Origin of the sequence: Thiolinea disciformis DSM 14473, assembly GCF_000371925.1 — a bacterium.
Lineage (GTDB): Bacteria > Pseudomonadota > Gammaproteobacteria > Thiotrichales > Thiotrichaceae > Thiolinea > Thiolinea disciformis.
This window is the reverse complement of the sequence record NZ_AQVE01000011.1, coordinates 1-14,843: the sequence shown is the minus strand read 5'-3', so window position 1 is coordinate 14,843 and position 14,843 is coordinate 1. Positions and strand designations below refer to the sequence as shown.

Genomic DNA, 14,843 nt, shown 5'->3' with positions numbered 1-14,843 from the left:
CCAGAGAAGATGATTATGCCAATATTAGGGGCTTTAGTTATTTTAATTCAGATTGGTTTTGCGATTCATGTGGTACGCACGGGTCGAGAAACATTTTGGATTTATATCATTGCCTTTTTACCCTTACTGGGTTGTGCAGTCTATTTCTTTACCCAAGTCTTACCGGACATGGGCAACAATCACACCGTGCGTAAAGCAGGCAATCGCTTATTGAAAGCAGTTGATCCTGAGCGTGAATTACGTAAACGCAAAGACGAATTGGAAATCGCGGATACCATTGAAAATCGCGTGAAATTGGCGGATGAATGTATTGAAGCGGGCTTTTTCACCGAGGCTATCACACAGTTAGAGCGGTGCCGTAATAATGGGCATGACGACCCTGATATTCTGCTCAAATTAGCACAAGCCCAAATGGGAGCTAATAATCCGCAAGCTTGTATTAAAACCTTGGATGATTTAATTGCCGCCCACCCGAGTTTCCGCTCACCTGACGGACATTTATTGTATGCCCGCGCTTTAGCAGCAGCTAATGAGCCTGAACGCGCGTTAGAAGAGTATCAAGCTTTAGTCTTATCCTATCCGGGTGAAGAAGCGCGTTTTCGCTATGCGCAATTATTACACCAACAAGGTCAATTGGGCAAAGCGCGCCAAGTATTGGAGGAAATACAGTTACATGCCCGTCGCGCCCCTAAATATTACCGCCAGAAAGAACAAACGTGGGTCAAACAAGCAGAGACTATGCTAAAAAACGAATTAGCCTAGGCACTGACTTTAGAGCGGCTGAATTATTTCGGCCTACTCAAGGAATAGCGCTAGCTCAATCTGACCGCGCCCTACTTCCTGCAACGCTTTTCGAAAAAGCTGCACCTGATCTTGTGCACCCCGACAGAGTAAGCTTAATTGGGTTTGATAATCGGCGCTCTCAATCGCACAACCATAGCTGGCTAACATACGGCGTGTCACATCCTCTAAAGGATAAGCCAAGTTTAATTGAAAACGTTGGATAGGTACTTTAAGTCGGGTTGGTAACAGCTTATAGGCTTCCGCCACTGAACTTGAATAAGCACGTACCAAACCGCCAGTTCCTAGTTTAATACCACCAAAATAGCGAATCACGACCGCTACAATTTCACCCACCTCACCATGTTGCAACACATTTAACATAGGCTTCCCTGCCGTTCCTGCGGGTTCGCCATCATCGCTACAACTCACTGCTGTGGTAAAACGCGGCTGCCCAGCAATAAAAGCCCAGCACACATGCCGCGCATCGGCATACTGTAAGCGATACTGATCAATGATTTGATGCGCTAGTTCTGGACTTGGTGCGTGTGCCAAATAGCTAATAAAACGACTGTTTTTAATGGTCTGCTCGTAGTGCAAGGTTTGGGCGGGAATGGGAAAACTATTCATGATGTTAATGAATTTGATAGTGTTGCACCGCCTAGCATTTCGCTAGAATGCGCGCTTTATGGCAGGACTTGGAACTCATTATGAAGCGCTTTCTCACCGTCGCCACCGTTCAACATAGCAATAATTCAGATTATAACGCGAACTTAGCAAAAAGTATGGCTGGGATACGGGAAGCAGCCGCAAAAGGCGCACAATTAGTATTGCTCCAAGAATTACACACAGGCTTATATTTTTGCCAAGAAGAAAATGCTGATTATTTTGACTTAGCCGAAACGATTCCGGGACCTACTACCGAAACGTTGGGGCAATTAGCGGCTGAATTAAATATCGTGATTGTATGCTCGCTGTTCGAAAAACGCGCGACAGGCTTATATCACAATACCGCTGTGGTCTTGGAAAAAGACGGTCGTATTGCAGGCAAATATCGTAAAATGCACATTCCTGATGACCCCGGCTACTATGAAAAATATTACTTCACTCCGGGTGATTTAGGCTTTACACCCATCCAAACCAGTGTCGGCCTGCTAGGTGTATTAGTCTGCTGGGATCAGTGGTATCCCGAAGCAGCACGCTTAATGGCATTAGCTGGTGCTGAGCTTTTGCTTTACCCAACGGCCATTGGCTGGAATCCGGATGACACGCCCGAGGAACAAGCACGCCAACGGGACGCATGGATTACCATTCAACGCGCTCATGCCATTGCGAATAATTTGCCAGTCTTAAGCTGCAATCGTGTTGGTTTTGAAACCGCGCCAACGGCGCAAGGTTCAGGAAGCCAATTCTGGGGTTCCAGTATGATCTGTGGTGGACAGGGCGAATTTTTAGCACAAGCAGATACGCAGCAGGATCAAGTGTTGGTGGTTGAATTGGATATGAACCGCACAGAAACCTTGCGCCGTTGGTGGCCTTATTTCCGTGATCGTCGTATCGATGCTTACACTGAGCTGAATAAACGTTATAGAGACTAACTAAAACACTACCGTTTAGCGGAAAAAAATAGTCTTTGCCGATCAATTGCTTCTTACTGTGCGGGTTGTGAAGGGACTTTGCGTATTCTTTTCATATAACCTTTAAAAATGAAGCATATTCTGACGTGGGAGCAGAAGTTATGGCGGAGAAGACTCGCCTAAGTGCTAGAACATTGCTAACGGCTGGATGTTTAGGGCTTGTGATGTGGAAAGCTGCCCTAGGGGATGTGATAGTACATGCTGATCAGCTTACTACACAGGCTCCATTTGAGCGTACTAACCCCAATCCCTTGTTAGATTTTACGGATTATTTGTGGAACTCTGAATGGTATGATTCGCTCATCACACACCCCAGCTTTTTAAAAGCGCAGCAGATGGCACAGCGTGTTTGGGACGTACAAACGGGGAAAGTCACTCGAAAACACGTTTATCAAGACTTAAGCCAAAATCCTGTTAGCACCACCAAGCGTTTTGCGAATAAGCCCATGCGCCAACCTAATGCGCGTATCCGCTGAAAATAGAGAGTATTAACTAGATTGTTGCTGGGCAGCGTACATCGCATCTGCGATGGCATAACTATAAGCACAATCGACATCCATACGCACTTTTTGTAGTCCATCCACACCTTCAGTCATCATCACCGCTAAAGGAGTTTGACTTTGAAAACGTCGATGCGAGCGACGCAACCACATGACTCGCATTTCAGCACTAAAGGGAAAGGTAGTGGCTAGAGCTTCACTAATCCCAACTAAATGCTCAAGACGTACTTGAAGCTCCGGCGAGTCCGGCAATTCACGATCACCTTTGAGATAAGATTGTAGATGGCGCGGCTTAATATCCGTACTTAAACCTAATAAATGAATAATGTCTTCGGCGCTCAACTGCCATGTGCTGAGTTGCTGCAAAACTTGTTGAGTGAGCTGCCTTAGAGGAAGTGTCGTCATTCGACACCTCGTTTTAAGGTTGCTTTCAGGTTGGCGATAGAAATGACTTGTGCGGCTTTCGGTTCATCACTAAAGCGCGGCAGTTCGCGTGTACTTAAGCCATCTTGTACCGCTAACTCACGTTCACGCGCCGCAATAAGATCAAAACAAGCCTTGACATCCTCAACCGTTGCATCGCTTAAAGGATAAGCTTGTGCGGTATCCTTGGGTGTTAAATCCCGTACAATACTTGCTAAGGTTTTACGCATAGCTATGAGGATACGACGCTCTTGAGAAAGGTCAGACATAAAGCTGCTCCATGGGATACCAGATTAAACTACTAGGTTATGGTTTTCTTACCCCCTCGCCAATCCTCCCAATGGGCAGGTTGTTACGCCTTAAGCGTAACTGACCGTCAAAATTTCATATTTGCGTTGACCGCCGGGCGCTTGCACAATCGCGGTGTCTCCCTCTTCCTTACCAATCAAGGCTCTTGCGATAGGTGAGGAAACTGCAATCATGCCGTGCTTAATGTCGGCTTCTGCATCGCCTACGATTTGATAAGTAATGGTTTCGCCGCTTTCTAGCTCTTCCAATTCAACGGTAGCACCAAAGACGATTTTGCCCGGATTGGCCGCGCCAACCACTTCAACATCAATGACCTGCGCCAAAGACAGCACACTTTCAAGCTCTTGAATACGGCCTTCACAGAAACCTTGTTGCTCGCGCGCAGCATGGTATTCGGCATTTTCCTTCAAATCACCGTGAGCGCGTGCTTCAGCAATCGCTTGTACAATACGCGGGCGCTCTTCGGTTTTTAAACGATTCAATTCCTGCTTCAGGCGCTCCGCACCTTTAGCCGTTAAGGGTGGACGACTCATCTCTACTCCTCCTTTATTCTTTAGAGTTTGCCTTGGTGCAAATCCTGCAAACGATAGACTTGCTCATCATCCGTATAGCTCATCGCCATACACAAGGCACTCGCACCTGCTACTGTAGTGGTATAACTAATACGATGTTGTAATGCTTCACGCCGAATTTCAAAAGAATCGCGCGTGGATTGCTCACCCTCAGTCGTATTAATAATGAGGTCAATTTCCTCATTCTTGATCATATCCACGATGTTTGGACGCCCCTCGCGCATCTTATTCACCGTTTCACAAGCAATGCCTGCATTTTCCAATTCACGTGCCGTCCCACGGGTTGCCACGATACGGAAACCTTGCTTCATGAGCATCTGCCCTAAATAGGGTAAATGACGACGGTCTGCTTCACGCACACTAATAAAGACGACACCAGCAGTGGGAATACGTTCACCTGCGGCGTATTGCGCCTTACCAAAGGCTTCCGCAAAAGACTTACCCACTCCCATGACCTCCCCCGTTGACTTCATTTCTGGACTCAGAATGGGATCCACACCTGGGAATTTAATGAAGGGGAAAACAGCTTCTTTAACAGAATAATAGCTTGGAATCACTTCTGTTGTGGCGTTTTGAGCCGCTAATGTTTGTCCTGCCATACAACGCGCTGCAATTTTCGCTAAAGGCACGCCAATCGCCTTCGATACATAAGGCACAGTCCGTGAGGCACGTGGATTTACCTCCAATACATACACCTCATTATTCTTAATAGCGAACTGCGTATTCATCAAGCCGATAACTTTCAAAGCTTTGGCCATCCGAGCGGCTTGGGCGCGTAATTCATCTTGAATTTCAGCACTTAAGGAATAAGGCGGTAGTGAGCAAGCCGAGTCACCGGAGTGAATACCCGCCTGCTCAATATGCTGCATAATGCCGCCAATTAATACATTATCACCATCACAAATGGCATCGACGTCAACTTCAACCGCATCATCCAAAAAGCGATCCAGTAACACAGGCGAGTCATTGGAGACCGATACTGCGGTAGTCGTATAGCGACGCAATTCATTTTCGTTATAAACAATCTCCATAGCCCGCCCACCCAATACATAAGAGGGACGCACTACTAAAGGATAGCCAATTTCCTCTGCCAGATGGACAGCCTCATCTGTAGTGCGTGCGGTACGATTAGGCGGTTGTTTTAAGCCGAGCTTATGAATCAGTTGCTGGAAGCGTTCACGGTCTTCTGCAAGGTCGATGGAGTCCGGTGATGTCCCAATAATCGGCGCACCCAAGGCTTCTAAATCGCGCGCCAATTTCAGTGGCGTTTGACCACCATATTGCACAATCACCCCATAAGGCTTTTCCAAATCGACAATTTCCATCACATCTTCTAACGTCAAAGGCTCGAAGTACAAACGATCGGAGGTGTCATAATCGGTGGAGACTGTTTCTGGATTGCAATTTACCATAATGGTTTCAAAGCCATCATCGCGCAACGCTAAAGCCGCATGTACACAGCAATAATCGAACTCGATCCCTTGTCCAATACGATTAGGGCCACCGCCTAATACCATAATTTTCTTACGGTCTGAGGGGTTAGACTCGCATTCTTCCTCATAAGTGGAATACATATAAGCGGTATTAGTAGCAAATTCAGCCGCACAGGTATCCACCCGTTTATAAACGGGACGTACATTAAGCGCGTGACGAGCATTACGAATTTGACGCTCATCCGCACTGGTCAATGCTCTGGATGGATTAAGAATCAATTTTGCTAAACGGCGATCAGAAAAACCTTTACGCTTTAACTGACGCATTTCGTCTGCCGTAATATCACTTAATAAGCGTTTTTTTAAACCTTGCTCAATATCTACAAGCTCTTGGATTTGCACTAAAAACCAAGGATCAATACTGGTTTGAGCATGAATTTCATCGAGACTCAAACCATGGCGGAAAGCATCGGCTACATATAAAATCCGTTCGCCATGGGGTTCTGTAAGCTCACTGCGCAACACATCTTTAGCATCAGGCGTATTCAATGCTAAACGCTCATTCAAGCCATCAATGCCTGTTTCCAAACCGCGCAAAGCTTTCTGCAACGACTCTTGGAAAGTACGGCCAATCGCCATCACCTCGCCCACAGATTTCATTTGCGTAGTCAAACGTGCATCGGCTTGTGGGAATTTTTCGAAGGTAAAGCGAGGAATTTTGGTGACGACATAATCAATACTGGGTTCAAAAGAGGCCGGCGTTGCGCCACCCGTAATATCATTACGCAGCTCATCCAAGGTATAACCGACAGCCAATTTCGCCGCTACTTTCGCAATCGGAAAACCGGTTGCTTTCGAAGCCAAGGCTGAAGAACGTGATACACGCGGATTCATTTCAATGACAATAATACGGCCATTTTTTGGATTTACCGCAAATTGCACATTCGAGCCACCTGTATCAACACCGATTTTGCGCAATACCGCTAAGGAAGCATTACGTAATAATTGATATTCCTTATCCGTCAGGGTTTGCGCAGGGGCAACCGTAATCGAGTCTCCGGTATGCACACCCATAGGGTCGAAGTTTTCAATGGAGCAAACAATAATGCAGTTGTCTTTACGATCCCGCACTACCTCCATTTCATATTCTTTCCAACCGAGCAAAGACTCTTCGAGCAATACTTCAGTGGTCGGCGACATATCTAAGCCGCGCGCAACAATCGTTTCAAACTCTTCTTTGTTATAAGCGATGCCGCCACCCGTTCCACCCATGGTGAAAGAAGGGCGAATCACCACTGGATAACCTAAGCTGGCTTGTACCGCACGCGCTTCATCCATAGTATGAGCCACACCCGAACGGGCGGATTCAAGGCCGATTTCATCCATGGCAATACGGAATTTCTGGCGATCCTCAGCCATTTCAATGGCCGCTTCATTCGCCCCAATCATTTCCACACCGTATTTTTCTAAAATACCGCGCCGCGCCAAATCCAAAGCACAATTCAATGCTGTCTGACCGCCCATCGTCGGCAATAAAGCGTCAGGGCGCTCTTTTTCAATAATTTTTTCAACGGTTTGCCAACGAATCGGCTCAATATAGACCGCATCCGCCATTTCAGGGTCGGTCATAATGGTAGCAGGATTGGAGTTCACCAGAATGACGCGATAGCCTTCTTCGCGTAGGGCTTTGCACGCCTGTGCGCCAGAATAGTCAAACTCGCAAGCTTGACCGATCACAATAGGGCCCGCACCAATAATGAGGATGCTGTTAATATCCGTACGTTTCGACATGATTTTACTCTATTGCTCGACAGGATTAGGCGGCACGTGCGGCACGCATCATTCCAATAAAATGATCAAAAACAGGTGCTACATCGTGTGGCCCTGGACTGGCTTCAGGATGACCTTGGAAACTAAAAGCAGGGCAATTAGTCAGCTCAATACCTTGCAAAGTATTATCAAACAAAGAGCGATAAGTCGCTTTTACATGACTAGGCAAGGTATTTTCATCGACCGCAAAACCATGGTTTTGGCTACTAATCATGACCTGACCGGTTGCCATATTTTGTACCGGATGGTTCGCACCATGATGACCAAACTTCATTTTCCGCGTACGCGCACCACTGGCCAAGCCCAATAACTGATGGCCTAGACAAATACCAAAGGTGGGAATGCGTTTATCAATAAACTCACGAATCGCTTTAATCGCATAATCACAAGGCTCAGGGTCACCAGGCCCATTAGATAGGAACACACCATTCGGCTTGAGAGCTAACACCTCTGCCGCTGGCGTTTGTGCTGGAACCACCGTGACTTTGCAGCCACGATCTACCAACATGCGTAAGATATTTTTCTTCACGCCAAAATCATATGCTACCACATGGAACTCGGCAGTCTGTGCCGTCGAGGCACGCGCTACCTCTGGCTTAAGCTGCCAGGATCCTTCTGTCCAGACATAAGGTTCTTTAACAGTGACTTCTTTAGCCAAATCCATACCCTGCAAGCCGGGGAAAGCTTTAGCTGCCGCTAGGGCTTGCTGCTCGTTCAAAGCATTCCCCGCAACAATACAGCCACGTTGTGCGCCTTTTTCACGCAAAATACGCGTTAAACGGCGGGTATCAATATCCGCAATCGCTACGATTTTATTGCGCACCAAATAAGCAGGTAGCGATTCCGTCCCACGCCAACTGCTATATAAAGCAGGCACGTCACGCACCACTAAACCCGCTGCGTAAACGCTATCAGACTCACAATCGTCAGGATTAACACCAACATTACCAATATGTGGGTAAGTGAGGGTTACAATTTGTCGTGCATAAGACGGGTCGGTCAGAATTTCTTGATAGCCTGTGAGCGCGGTATTAAATACTACCTCGCCTACAGTCTGGCCATCACAGCCGATGGAGCGCCCACGAAATACACTTCCATCTTCTAATACCAGCAGTGCCAGCTTGTCCAAAACAAACCTCCAAGATCCACATATAATAACGGGATGAGTACGTTGCACTCATCCCGCAGAATTCGCAGGGCGCTATTTTACCCGTAGCTTAACAAGGTGTCCACGCCATGATGCACTGCATCATAACTTTTACTTACAAAAATCTGCTTGGCGGTTCCGATAAGAGCTAGCTATGATGCGTTGAAATGGCTTAAGCGCTCTATTTCACGGACTATTAGGTGAGGGATCACAGGATGCAAGTCTTACGCTTTTTTGCTGCAATAGTTAGCAGCTTGCTAGTGGCTTCTAGCGCTCACGCTTACCAAGGTGACTATTTACCCTTACCGGCTACCAGTTTAAAAAAAACCTTTCCTATTAAATACTTGGGTGCTTCTACTCAGCAAAAGCCCCTGACGCAAGTCAGCTTTGGCCTAGGCACAGTGAGTTTATCGCGCCCTAATGAACTGGATGTAGTCTTAAAAGGTAAAGACAAAAATAATTTACCGTGGAGCATCACCCTAAACGAGCGCGTGTATGCCTTTTATAGGGCTGATTTAGATAGAAACTGGGTTGCGGATGGTCTGTTAGTTTATGAAACCATGGGTAATGGTTTAGCACCGAGCTCGCACTTAATTACCCTATTATTCGATAAAGCAGGCCGCCCCACCTTAGTGGAGTTTGAAGGTTATTTTGATTTCGATAAGAAACATATTAAAGACCTGCTGGATTTGAATGGTGACAAAAAAGCCGAGCTCGTGTTCATGAGTTTTGGTTCAGGCTATTGGCGCACCGACATTTATCAAGCCAAAGACAGTCAGTGGCAAAAACTCAATGGTCAATTGGGTAAAACCTCGTTCCCTTTATTTACCCGTTTTACCAGCAAACCGAATAAAAAAGCCGTCAAACTGCCAGCCAATAAACAAAGTTTTTCACCCGATCTTTCCAATGTCACGCCTGTGGCAACTGGAAAGCTGAGCGCTTATCAGTGGGCGGATATCAATCAATCTGAAGATCCTATTCTAAAAATTAAAACGCAGACTAAAACGCTTGTTTGTAAACCTAGTGCTTGGAACTCCTCTTTCTCTATACTTATTGATACCCCCAAAGGACGACGCATTGTGTCCTTAACCGCAAGTGCTACGACCGTTAAAAAAGCGTTAGATGAAATCATTAAGCAAGGCTATACAGTCCGGCTTTTCGGCAAGCGTGATGAAAAAGCGTGTACGCCTGAATTGCTCTGGGCCAGTCCACCATGAGCTAGCCCTGCACTAATCCTCAGCCCCAACAAGGTTTTGGACGAATGCTGTACAACATGATATATCCTCAAAGACAATACCCAATGCACCAAGACCACCACACTAGGAATTCTTTATGAAACTGATGATTAATGGTCAAACCCAAGAATTAGATATCGCGCCGGATATGCCACTGTTGTGGGCTTTACGCGATCACGCGCATTTAACCGGAACAAAATTTGGCTGCGGACTCGCACAATGTGGCGCTTGCACCGTCCATGTTGATGGTCAGCCGACACGTGCTTGTGTCACCCCAGTTTCCGCAGTGGAAGGTAAGCAAATAACTACCATCGAAGGCGCATCACAAAGCTCCAAAGTGACTCAAGCCCTGCAAGCGGCTTGGCTTGCGAATAATGTTCCCCAATGTGGCTACTGCCAATCGGGTCAACTCATGTCCGCAACGGCGTTATTAAGCCAAAATCCCAAGCCTACCGATGATGAAATTAATAGTTTCATGGCGGGCAATATCTGCCGCTGTGCGACTTACCAAAGTATCAAAACAGCGATTAAACAAGCGGCCGCCAGCCTAGCTTAAGGAGAAATAAGATGGAAACCATTAATCAGAGCCGTCGTCATTTCTTTAAAGTAGCGGCTGCGGTAGCAGGGAGTTTGACCTTAGGTGTTTATTGGGACGCGGCTCAAGCCGAAGAGAAGGCCGCCAAAGTCGCAGGGCCTGGTGAAGCGGGCAGCACCGAATTAAAACACGGTTTATTTGAGCCAAATGCGTTTATTCGCATTGATCCCGATAATACGATTCACATTATTTCCAAACACATGGAGATGGGTCAAGGTAGCCACACTGGCTTGTCGACCTTAATTGCTGAGGAAATGGATGCGGATTGGGCACAAATTCGCACTGAGAATGCGCCTGCGGACGCCTCACGCTATGGCAATATGGCCTTTGGTAATATTCAAGGTACCGGCGGTAGTACCAGTATGGCGAACTCTTATCTGCAAATGCGCCAAGCAGGCGCCGCTGCCAAAGTCATGTTGGTTGGAGCCGCTGCCAGTTTATGGGGAGTTCCAGCCAGCGAAATCACGGTGCAAAAAGGTGTGGTCAGCCATGCTTCAGGTAAAAAAGCGACTTTCGGCGAACTTGCCGAGGCCGCTCAAAAACAAGCTGTTCCTGCCACGGTTGAGCTTAAAAAACCCGAGCAATTCGTTTATATCGGCAAATCTGATCTACAACGCGTTGATATTATGGGCAAAGTGAATGGCACAGCGCAATTTACCCAAGACGTGCAATTACCCAATATGCTCACCGCGCTAGTCGCTCATGCCCCTTGGTTTGGTGCTAGCGTTAAAAGCGTTGATGATAGCGCTACAAAAGCTGTTGCTGGCGTCAAATCGGTTGTGACTTTGCCGAATGCGGTTGCGGTATTAGCCACTGATTTCTGGTCAGCTAAGAAAGGGCGTGATGCTCTGAAAATAACGTGGGACGATAGCAAGGCTTATAAAGGAAGCAGTGCCGACCAATTCGCGGCCTACCAAAAACTAGCCGAACAAGCCGGAAAAGAAACCCTCAAAGAAGGCTCTGCCCAAGAGGCTTTACAGACTGCTGCCAAAACCGTGAAAGCGGCTTATAGCTTTCCCTATTTGGCGCACGCTGCCATGGAGCCGATGAATTGCGTGGTTCAATTGACGGAACAAGGTTGCGAATTATGGTATGGCGCACAATTACACACCATTGACCAAATGCTAGTCGGGAAAGTACTCGGCATTGATCCTGCTCAGGTAAAAATTAATAGCCTATACGCGGGTGGTTCTTTTGGGCGACGCGGCAATCCAGCGTCAGATTATATTTTAGAAGCCGTTATGATTGCGAAAGCCAGCCCCGATCGCGTGCCAGTCAAGATGGTTTGGACGCGTGAGGATGATATGCGTAAGGGCTATTACCGGCCTGCGTTTTATCACAGTTTACAAGCTGGCCTTGATCAAGCGGGTAATGCGACGGCTTGGTTTCAACGCGTGGTCGGTCAATCCATTGTGACCGGTACACCGATGGAAGGCATGATGCAAAATGGCTTTGACCCGATGTCAGTGGAAGGTGCGGGTGAACCTTATGCGATTCCCCATAAGGCGATTGAGCTGCATACGCCCACCGATATTCCAGTCACGGTGCAATGGTGGCGTTCGGTGGGTCATACCCATACCGCTTATGCGACTGAATGTTTCATTGATGAAATGGCGCATGCTGCAGGCAAAGACCCCGTGGAATTTCGTCGTCCCCTCTTGAAAGATTCACCACGCCACTTAGCTGTATTGAATTTAGCGGCGGAAAAGGCGGGGTGGGGCACTGCATTACCCAAGGGACGTGGTCGTGGGATTGCGGTGGTGAAGTCTTTTAATAGTTACGTGGCGGAAGTGGCGGAAGTAACGGTTAAAGAAGATGGCACTTTTAGTGTCGACCGTGTCGTCGTTGCCGTGGATTGTGGTGTTGCGGTTAATCCGGATGTGATCACCGCCCAAATGACGGGTGGCGTTGGTTATGCCTTGTCAGCGGCTTTGGGTGAGAAAATCACCCTTAAAGACGGTCAAGTCGAGCAGTCGAATTTCCACGATTATACCCCACTACGCATCAATCAAATGCCCGTGGTTGAAGTACATATTTTGGCGTCACAAGAAAACCCCAGTGGGGTCGGCGAACCAGGTGTTCCGCCTTTAGCCCCTGCGGTAGCAAATGCTTTATTTGCTGCGACTGGCAAGCGCCATTATGAACTGCCGCTCGGAAACAAAGCCTAATGTCAGCGACGTTACAGGGTTCAGACCTTGAAATCCTGAGTAGCGCTTTAGACTTCCATCAGCAAGGTTTAGCACCCTTGCTGGTGACTGTCCTCAAAACGTGGGGTTCAGCGCCACGCCCAGCCGGTTCATTATTAGTCATGACAGCGACAGGCCGCCACGCTGGTTCGGTCTCGGGCGGCTGTGTGGAAGACGACTTATTGCAACGTTGCCAACAAGGTGAATGGAGTCAGTTAAGCCGTCCACTGGTGATTCGTTATGGCGTGACTCAAGGTGAAGCCGCCCGTTTCGGCTTACCTTGTGGCGGACAATTAGAGCTTTTACTGGAGCCAATGCTGGATACAGACCATTGGCAACAGCTTTTACAAGACTTGCAAGCGGGCAAAGTGCTAGTGCGCCGTCTAAATCTGGAAACAGGCAAAGCCTCTCTTAACCCTAATAATCCTGCCCAGCTCGAAACTTTTACGGTAAATGAGGATTTCGTACAAAAAACCTACGGCCCACAATGGCGTATGCTGCTGATTGGCGCGAACCATTTAGCGCGTTATGTCACACAATTTGCGCTCGCTTTGGATTATCAAGTCCAAGTCTGCGATCCACGCGAAGAGTACCGCGAAGAATGGAATATGCCGCAAGCGCCGCTACTGACGATGATGCCTGATGATGCGGTGTTAGCACTGCAACATTATCAGCGCACGATTATTTTAGCCCTCACCCATGATCCTAAACTGGATGATATGGCACTGATGGAGGCTTTAAACACGGATGCGTTTTATATCGGTGCTTTAGGATCCAAGCTTTCTAGCGATAAACGCCGTGAACGTATGCGCCAATTAGCTATTCCTGAAGCCCATATTGCGCGCCTACGAGCGCCCGTGGGTTTAAATATCGGCAGTCATACACCCGCTGAAATTGCGATTTCGATTATGGCGGACATCATCGCCCAGCGTAATAAACGTGCCTAAACGTTATGGTGCTGAACTAACCGCCGTTTTATTAGCCGCAGGCCAAAGCACACGTTTTGGCTCTGCGAAACTCCTGCATCCCCTCGCCAATGGCATTCCACTTGGATTACAAGCCGCCCATCATTTGCAGGCCTTATTTGACGAGGTGTTGGTGGTAGTAAATGCCAACAGCCCACCCTTACAACAACACTATCAAGACCTCGGCTTAAATAGCCTGATCCATCACCAAGCAGACCAAGGTATCGGCTCTAGTATTGCAAAAGCCATTGAGCACAGCTCGCCTCGTCAAGGTTGGTTGATTGTTCTCGCGGATATGCCCTTTATCCAAGCCAGCAGTTTTTGTGCAGTAGCGGATGCTTTATTAAGCGGCGCTAAACTTGCTGCACCTACTTATCAAGATAAACGTGGACATCCCGTCGGTTTCTCAAGTTATTTTAAAAACGAGTTACTGAACTTGAACCAAGACCAAGGCGCTCAGCAAATCCTTAAAAAATATGCCCCCCAGCTTCAGCTCATACCGACCCAAGACCAAGGTATTTTAATAGATATTGATACGCTCGATGATTTAAACACATTCCATTTAGATGAGAAGCCTAGATCGCCTAGGTAGGTTAAATAAAATCGAAAGTTTTCTCTAGGAAGCCGCCTTTCACTAAAATGATTTAATCTCTGAAATTATTAGTCAATTTAAAAACCTCTCCATCACTTAAAACGGGGGCATAGAAATTAGGCCCTCTTAATTCGCGAGGAATTGGTTCACTTTGGGTCAATGTCCACACATGATTTAAAAAGCGCCTAAACGTAGGCAAAGCCTCTGGCAAATCTAAAGTATATTTCAAGCAATGATCTTTAGAATGCTTGGGGATAGCATGAATATAAACCAAAGTCAGTTTATTGTTTCGCTCTACATCTACATAAACCCTCGGTTTGCAACACCAAAATGGATATTCATGCATAACAAAAAATAGCGGGTCGTGATTTAAGGGAGTTGAAAACGCTTTGATGGAGCTTTATCGTTAAAGGCATTTGATCTGAGGAAGAGGTGTGTATGGCCACCGTACCAGTCGACTGCCGCTACTGTCAAAGTGCATCGATTTACAAACACGGCTATGCGCGTAGTGGTGAACCGCGTTACCGCTGCCGTGATTGCCAACGTAGTTTTCAACTTTACTATCATAATGTGGGCAACCGCGACGGTATTCCCGAAAAAATTGTTGAGATGGCGATCAATGGTTCAGGGGTTAGAGAT

General features: G+C 47.2%; 15 protein-coding genes. 9 read left to right on the top strand and 6 right to left on the bottom strand.

Features of this window, described 5'->3' with window-relative positions:
- The first annotated feature begins 15 nt into the window (after positions 1–15).
- Positions 16–762, top strand: a complete 747-nt coding sequence (locus tag A3IE_RS0110045) for a tetratricopeptide repeat protein (protein ID WP_110721453.1) — start codon at positions 16–18, stop codon at positions 760–762.
- A gap of 33 nt (positions 763–795) precedes the next feature.
- Here A3IE_RS0110045 and A3IE_RS0110040 read toward each other — a convergent pair whose 3' ends face one another.
- A complete protein-coding gene (locus tag A3IE_RS0110040) occupies positions 796–1,410 on the bottom strand; it encodes a YigZ family protein (protein WP_020395488.1) in 615 nt (204 codons plus the stop codon).
- A gap of 80 nt (positions 1,411–1,490) precedes the next feature.
- Here A3IE_RS0110040 and A3IE_RS0110035 point away from each other — a divergent pair, with 80 nt between their 5' ends.
- Both A3IE_RS0110035 and A3IE_RS0110030 read left to right on the top strand, forming a co-directional pair.
- Positions 1,491–2,378: a carbon-nitrogen hydrolase gene (locus A3IE_RS0110035; protein ID WP_026154871.1), complete on the top strand. Its 888-nt coding sequence runs from the start codon at positions 1,491–1,493 to the stop codon at positions 2,376–2,378.
- Between the two features lie 140 nt (positions 2,379–2,518).
- Positions 2,519–2,893 carry a hypothetical protein gene (locus A3IE_RS0110030; RefSeq protein ID WP_020395486.1) on the top strand — a complete coding sequence of 125 codons (375 nt, stop codon included), beginning with the start codon at positions 2,519–2,521 and terminating at the stop codon, positions 2,891–2,893.
- Positions 2,894–2,905: 12 nt separating this feature from the next.
- Here A3IE_RS0110030 and A3IE_RS0110025 read toward each other — a convergent pair whose 3' ends face one another.
- The 5 genes from A3IE_RS0110025 to carA all read right to left on the bottom strand — a co-directional run bounded on the left by A3IE_RS0110025 (position 2,906) and on the right by carA (position 8,613).
- On the bottom strand, positions 2,906–3,322 hold the full coding sequence (locus A3IE_RS0110025; RefSeq protein WP_020395485.1) for an antitoxin Xre/MbcA/ParS toxin-binding domain-containing protein: 417 nt from the start codon (positions 3,320–3,322) through the stop codon (positions 2,906–2,908).
- A complete protein-coding gene (locus A3IE_RS0110020) occupies positions 3,319–3,609 on the bottom strand; it encodes a hypothetical protein (protein WP_020395484.1) in 291 nt (96 codons plus the stop codon). The genes A3IE_RS0110025 and A3IE_RS0110020 overlap by 4 nt, the downstream gene beginning before the upstream one ends.
- Positions 3,610–3,699: 90 nt before the next feature.
- Entirely contained in the window at positions 3,700–4,182 is a 483-nt protein-coding gene (gene greA / locus A3IE_RS0110015) for a transcription elongation factor GreA (protein WP_020395483.1), read from the bottom strand.
- Between the two features lie 20 nt (positions 4,183–4,202).
- The gene (carB, locus tag A3IE_RS0110010) at positions 4,203–7,445 is read right to left on the bottom strand and encodes a carbamoyl-phosphate synthase large subunit (protein WP_020395482.1); all 3,243 of its coding nucleotides are present in this window, start codon (positions 7,443–7,445) and stop codon (positions 4,203–4,205) included.
- A 25-nt stretch (positions 7,446–7,470) separates the two neighbouring features.
- Positions 7,471–8,613: a glutamine-hydrolyzing carbamoyl-phosphate synthase small subunit gene (carA, locus tag A3IE_RS0110005; RefSeq protein WP_020395481.1), complete on the bottom strand. Its 1,143-nt coding sequence runs from the start codon at positions 8,611–8,613 to the stop codon at positions 7,471–7,473.
- A gap of 233 nt (positions 8,614–8,846) precedes the next feature.
- On the opposite strand from carA, the gene A3IE_RS22035 reads away from it, so the two are divergent.
- From A3IE_RS22035 to A3IE_RS0109975, 6 genes are all read left to right on the top strand, one after another.
- The gene (locus A3IE_RS22035; protein ID WP_020395480.1) at positions 8,847–9,848 is read left to right on the top strand and encodes a hypothetical protein; all 1,002 of its coding nucleotides are present in this window, start codon (positions 8,847–8,849) and stop codon (positions 9,846–9,848) included.
- Positions 9,849–9,963: 115 nt separating this feature from the next.
- Positions 9,964–10,422 (top strand): (2Fe-2S)-binding protein, encoded by a 459-nt coding sequence (locus tag A3IE_RS0109995; protein ID WP_020395479.1) that lies wholly within the window; start codon positions 9,964–9,966, stop codon positions 10,420–10,422.
- A gap of 11 nt (positions 10,423–10,433) precedes the next feature.
- Positions 10,434–12,629 (top strand): xanthine dehydrogenase family protein molybdopterin-binding subunit, encoded by a 2,196-nt coding sequence (locus tag A3IE_RS0109990; RefSeq protein ID WP_020395478.1) that lies wholly within the window; start codon positions 10,434–10,436, stop codon positions 12,627–12,629.
- Positions 12,629–13,594, top strand: coding sequence for an XdhC family protein (locus tag A3IE_RS0109985; RefSeq protein WP_020395477.1), 966 nt, complete (start codon positions 12,629–12,631; stop codon positions 13,592–13,594). The genes A3IE_RS0109990 and A3IE_RS0109985 overlap by 1 nt, the downstream gene beginning before the upstream one ends.
- On the top strand, positions 13,587–14,204 hold the full coding sequence (locus A3IE_RS0109980; protein WP_020395476.1) for a nucleotidyltransferase family protein: 618 nt from the start codon (positions 13,587–13,589) through the stop codon (positions 14,202–14,204). The genes A3IE_RS0109985 and A3IE_RS0109980 overlap by 8 nt, the downstream gene beginning before the upstream one ends.
- Before the next feature lie 438 nt (positions 14,205–14,642).
- Positions 14,643–14,843 (top strand): IS1/IS1595 family N-terminal zinc-binding domain-containing protein (locus A3IE_RS0109975; protein ID WP_020395475.1); only part of this gene is annotated, 201 nt, incomplete at its 3' end.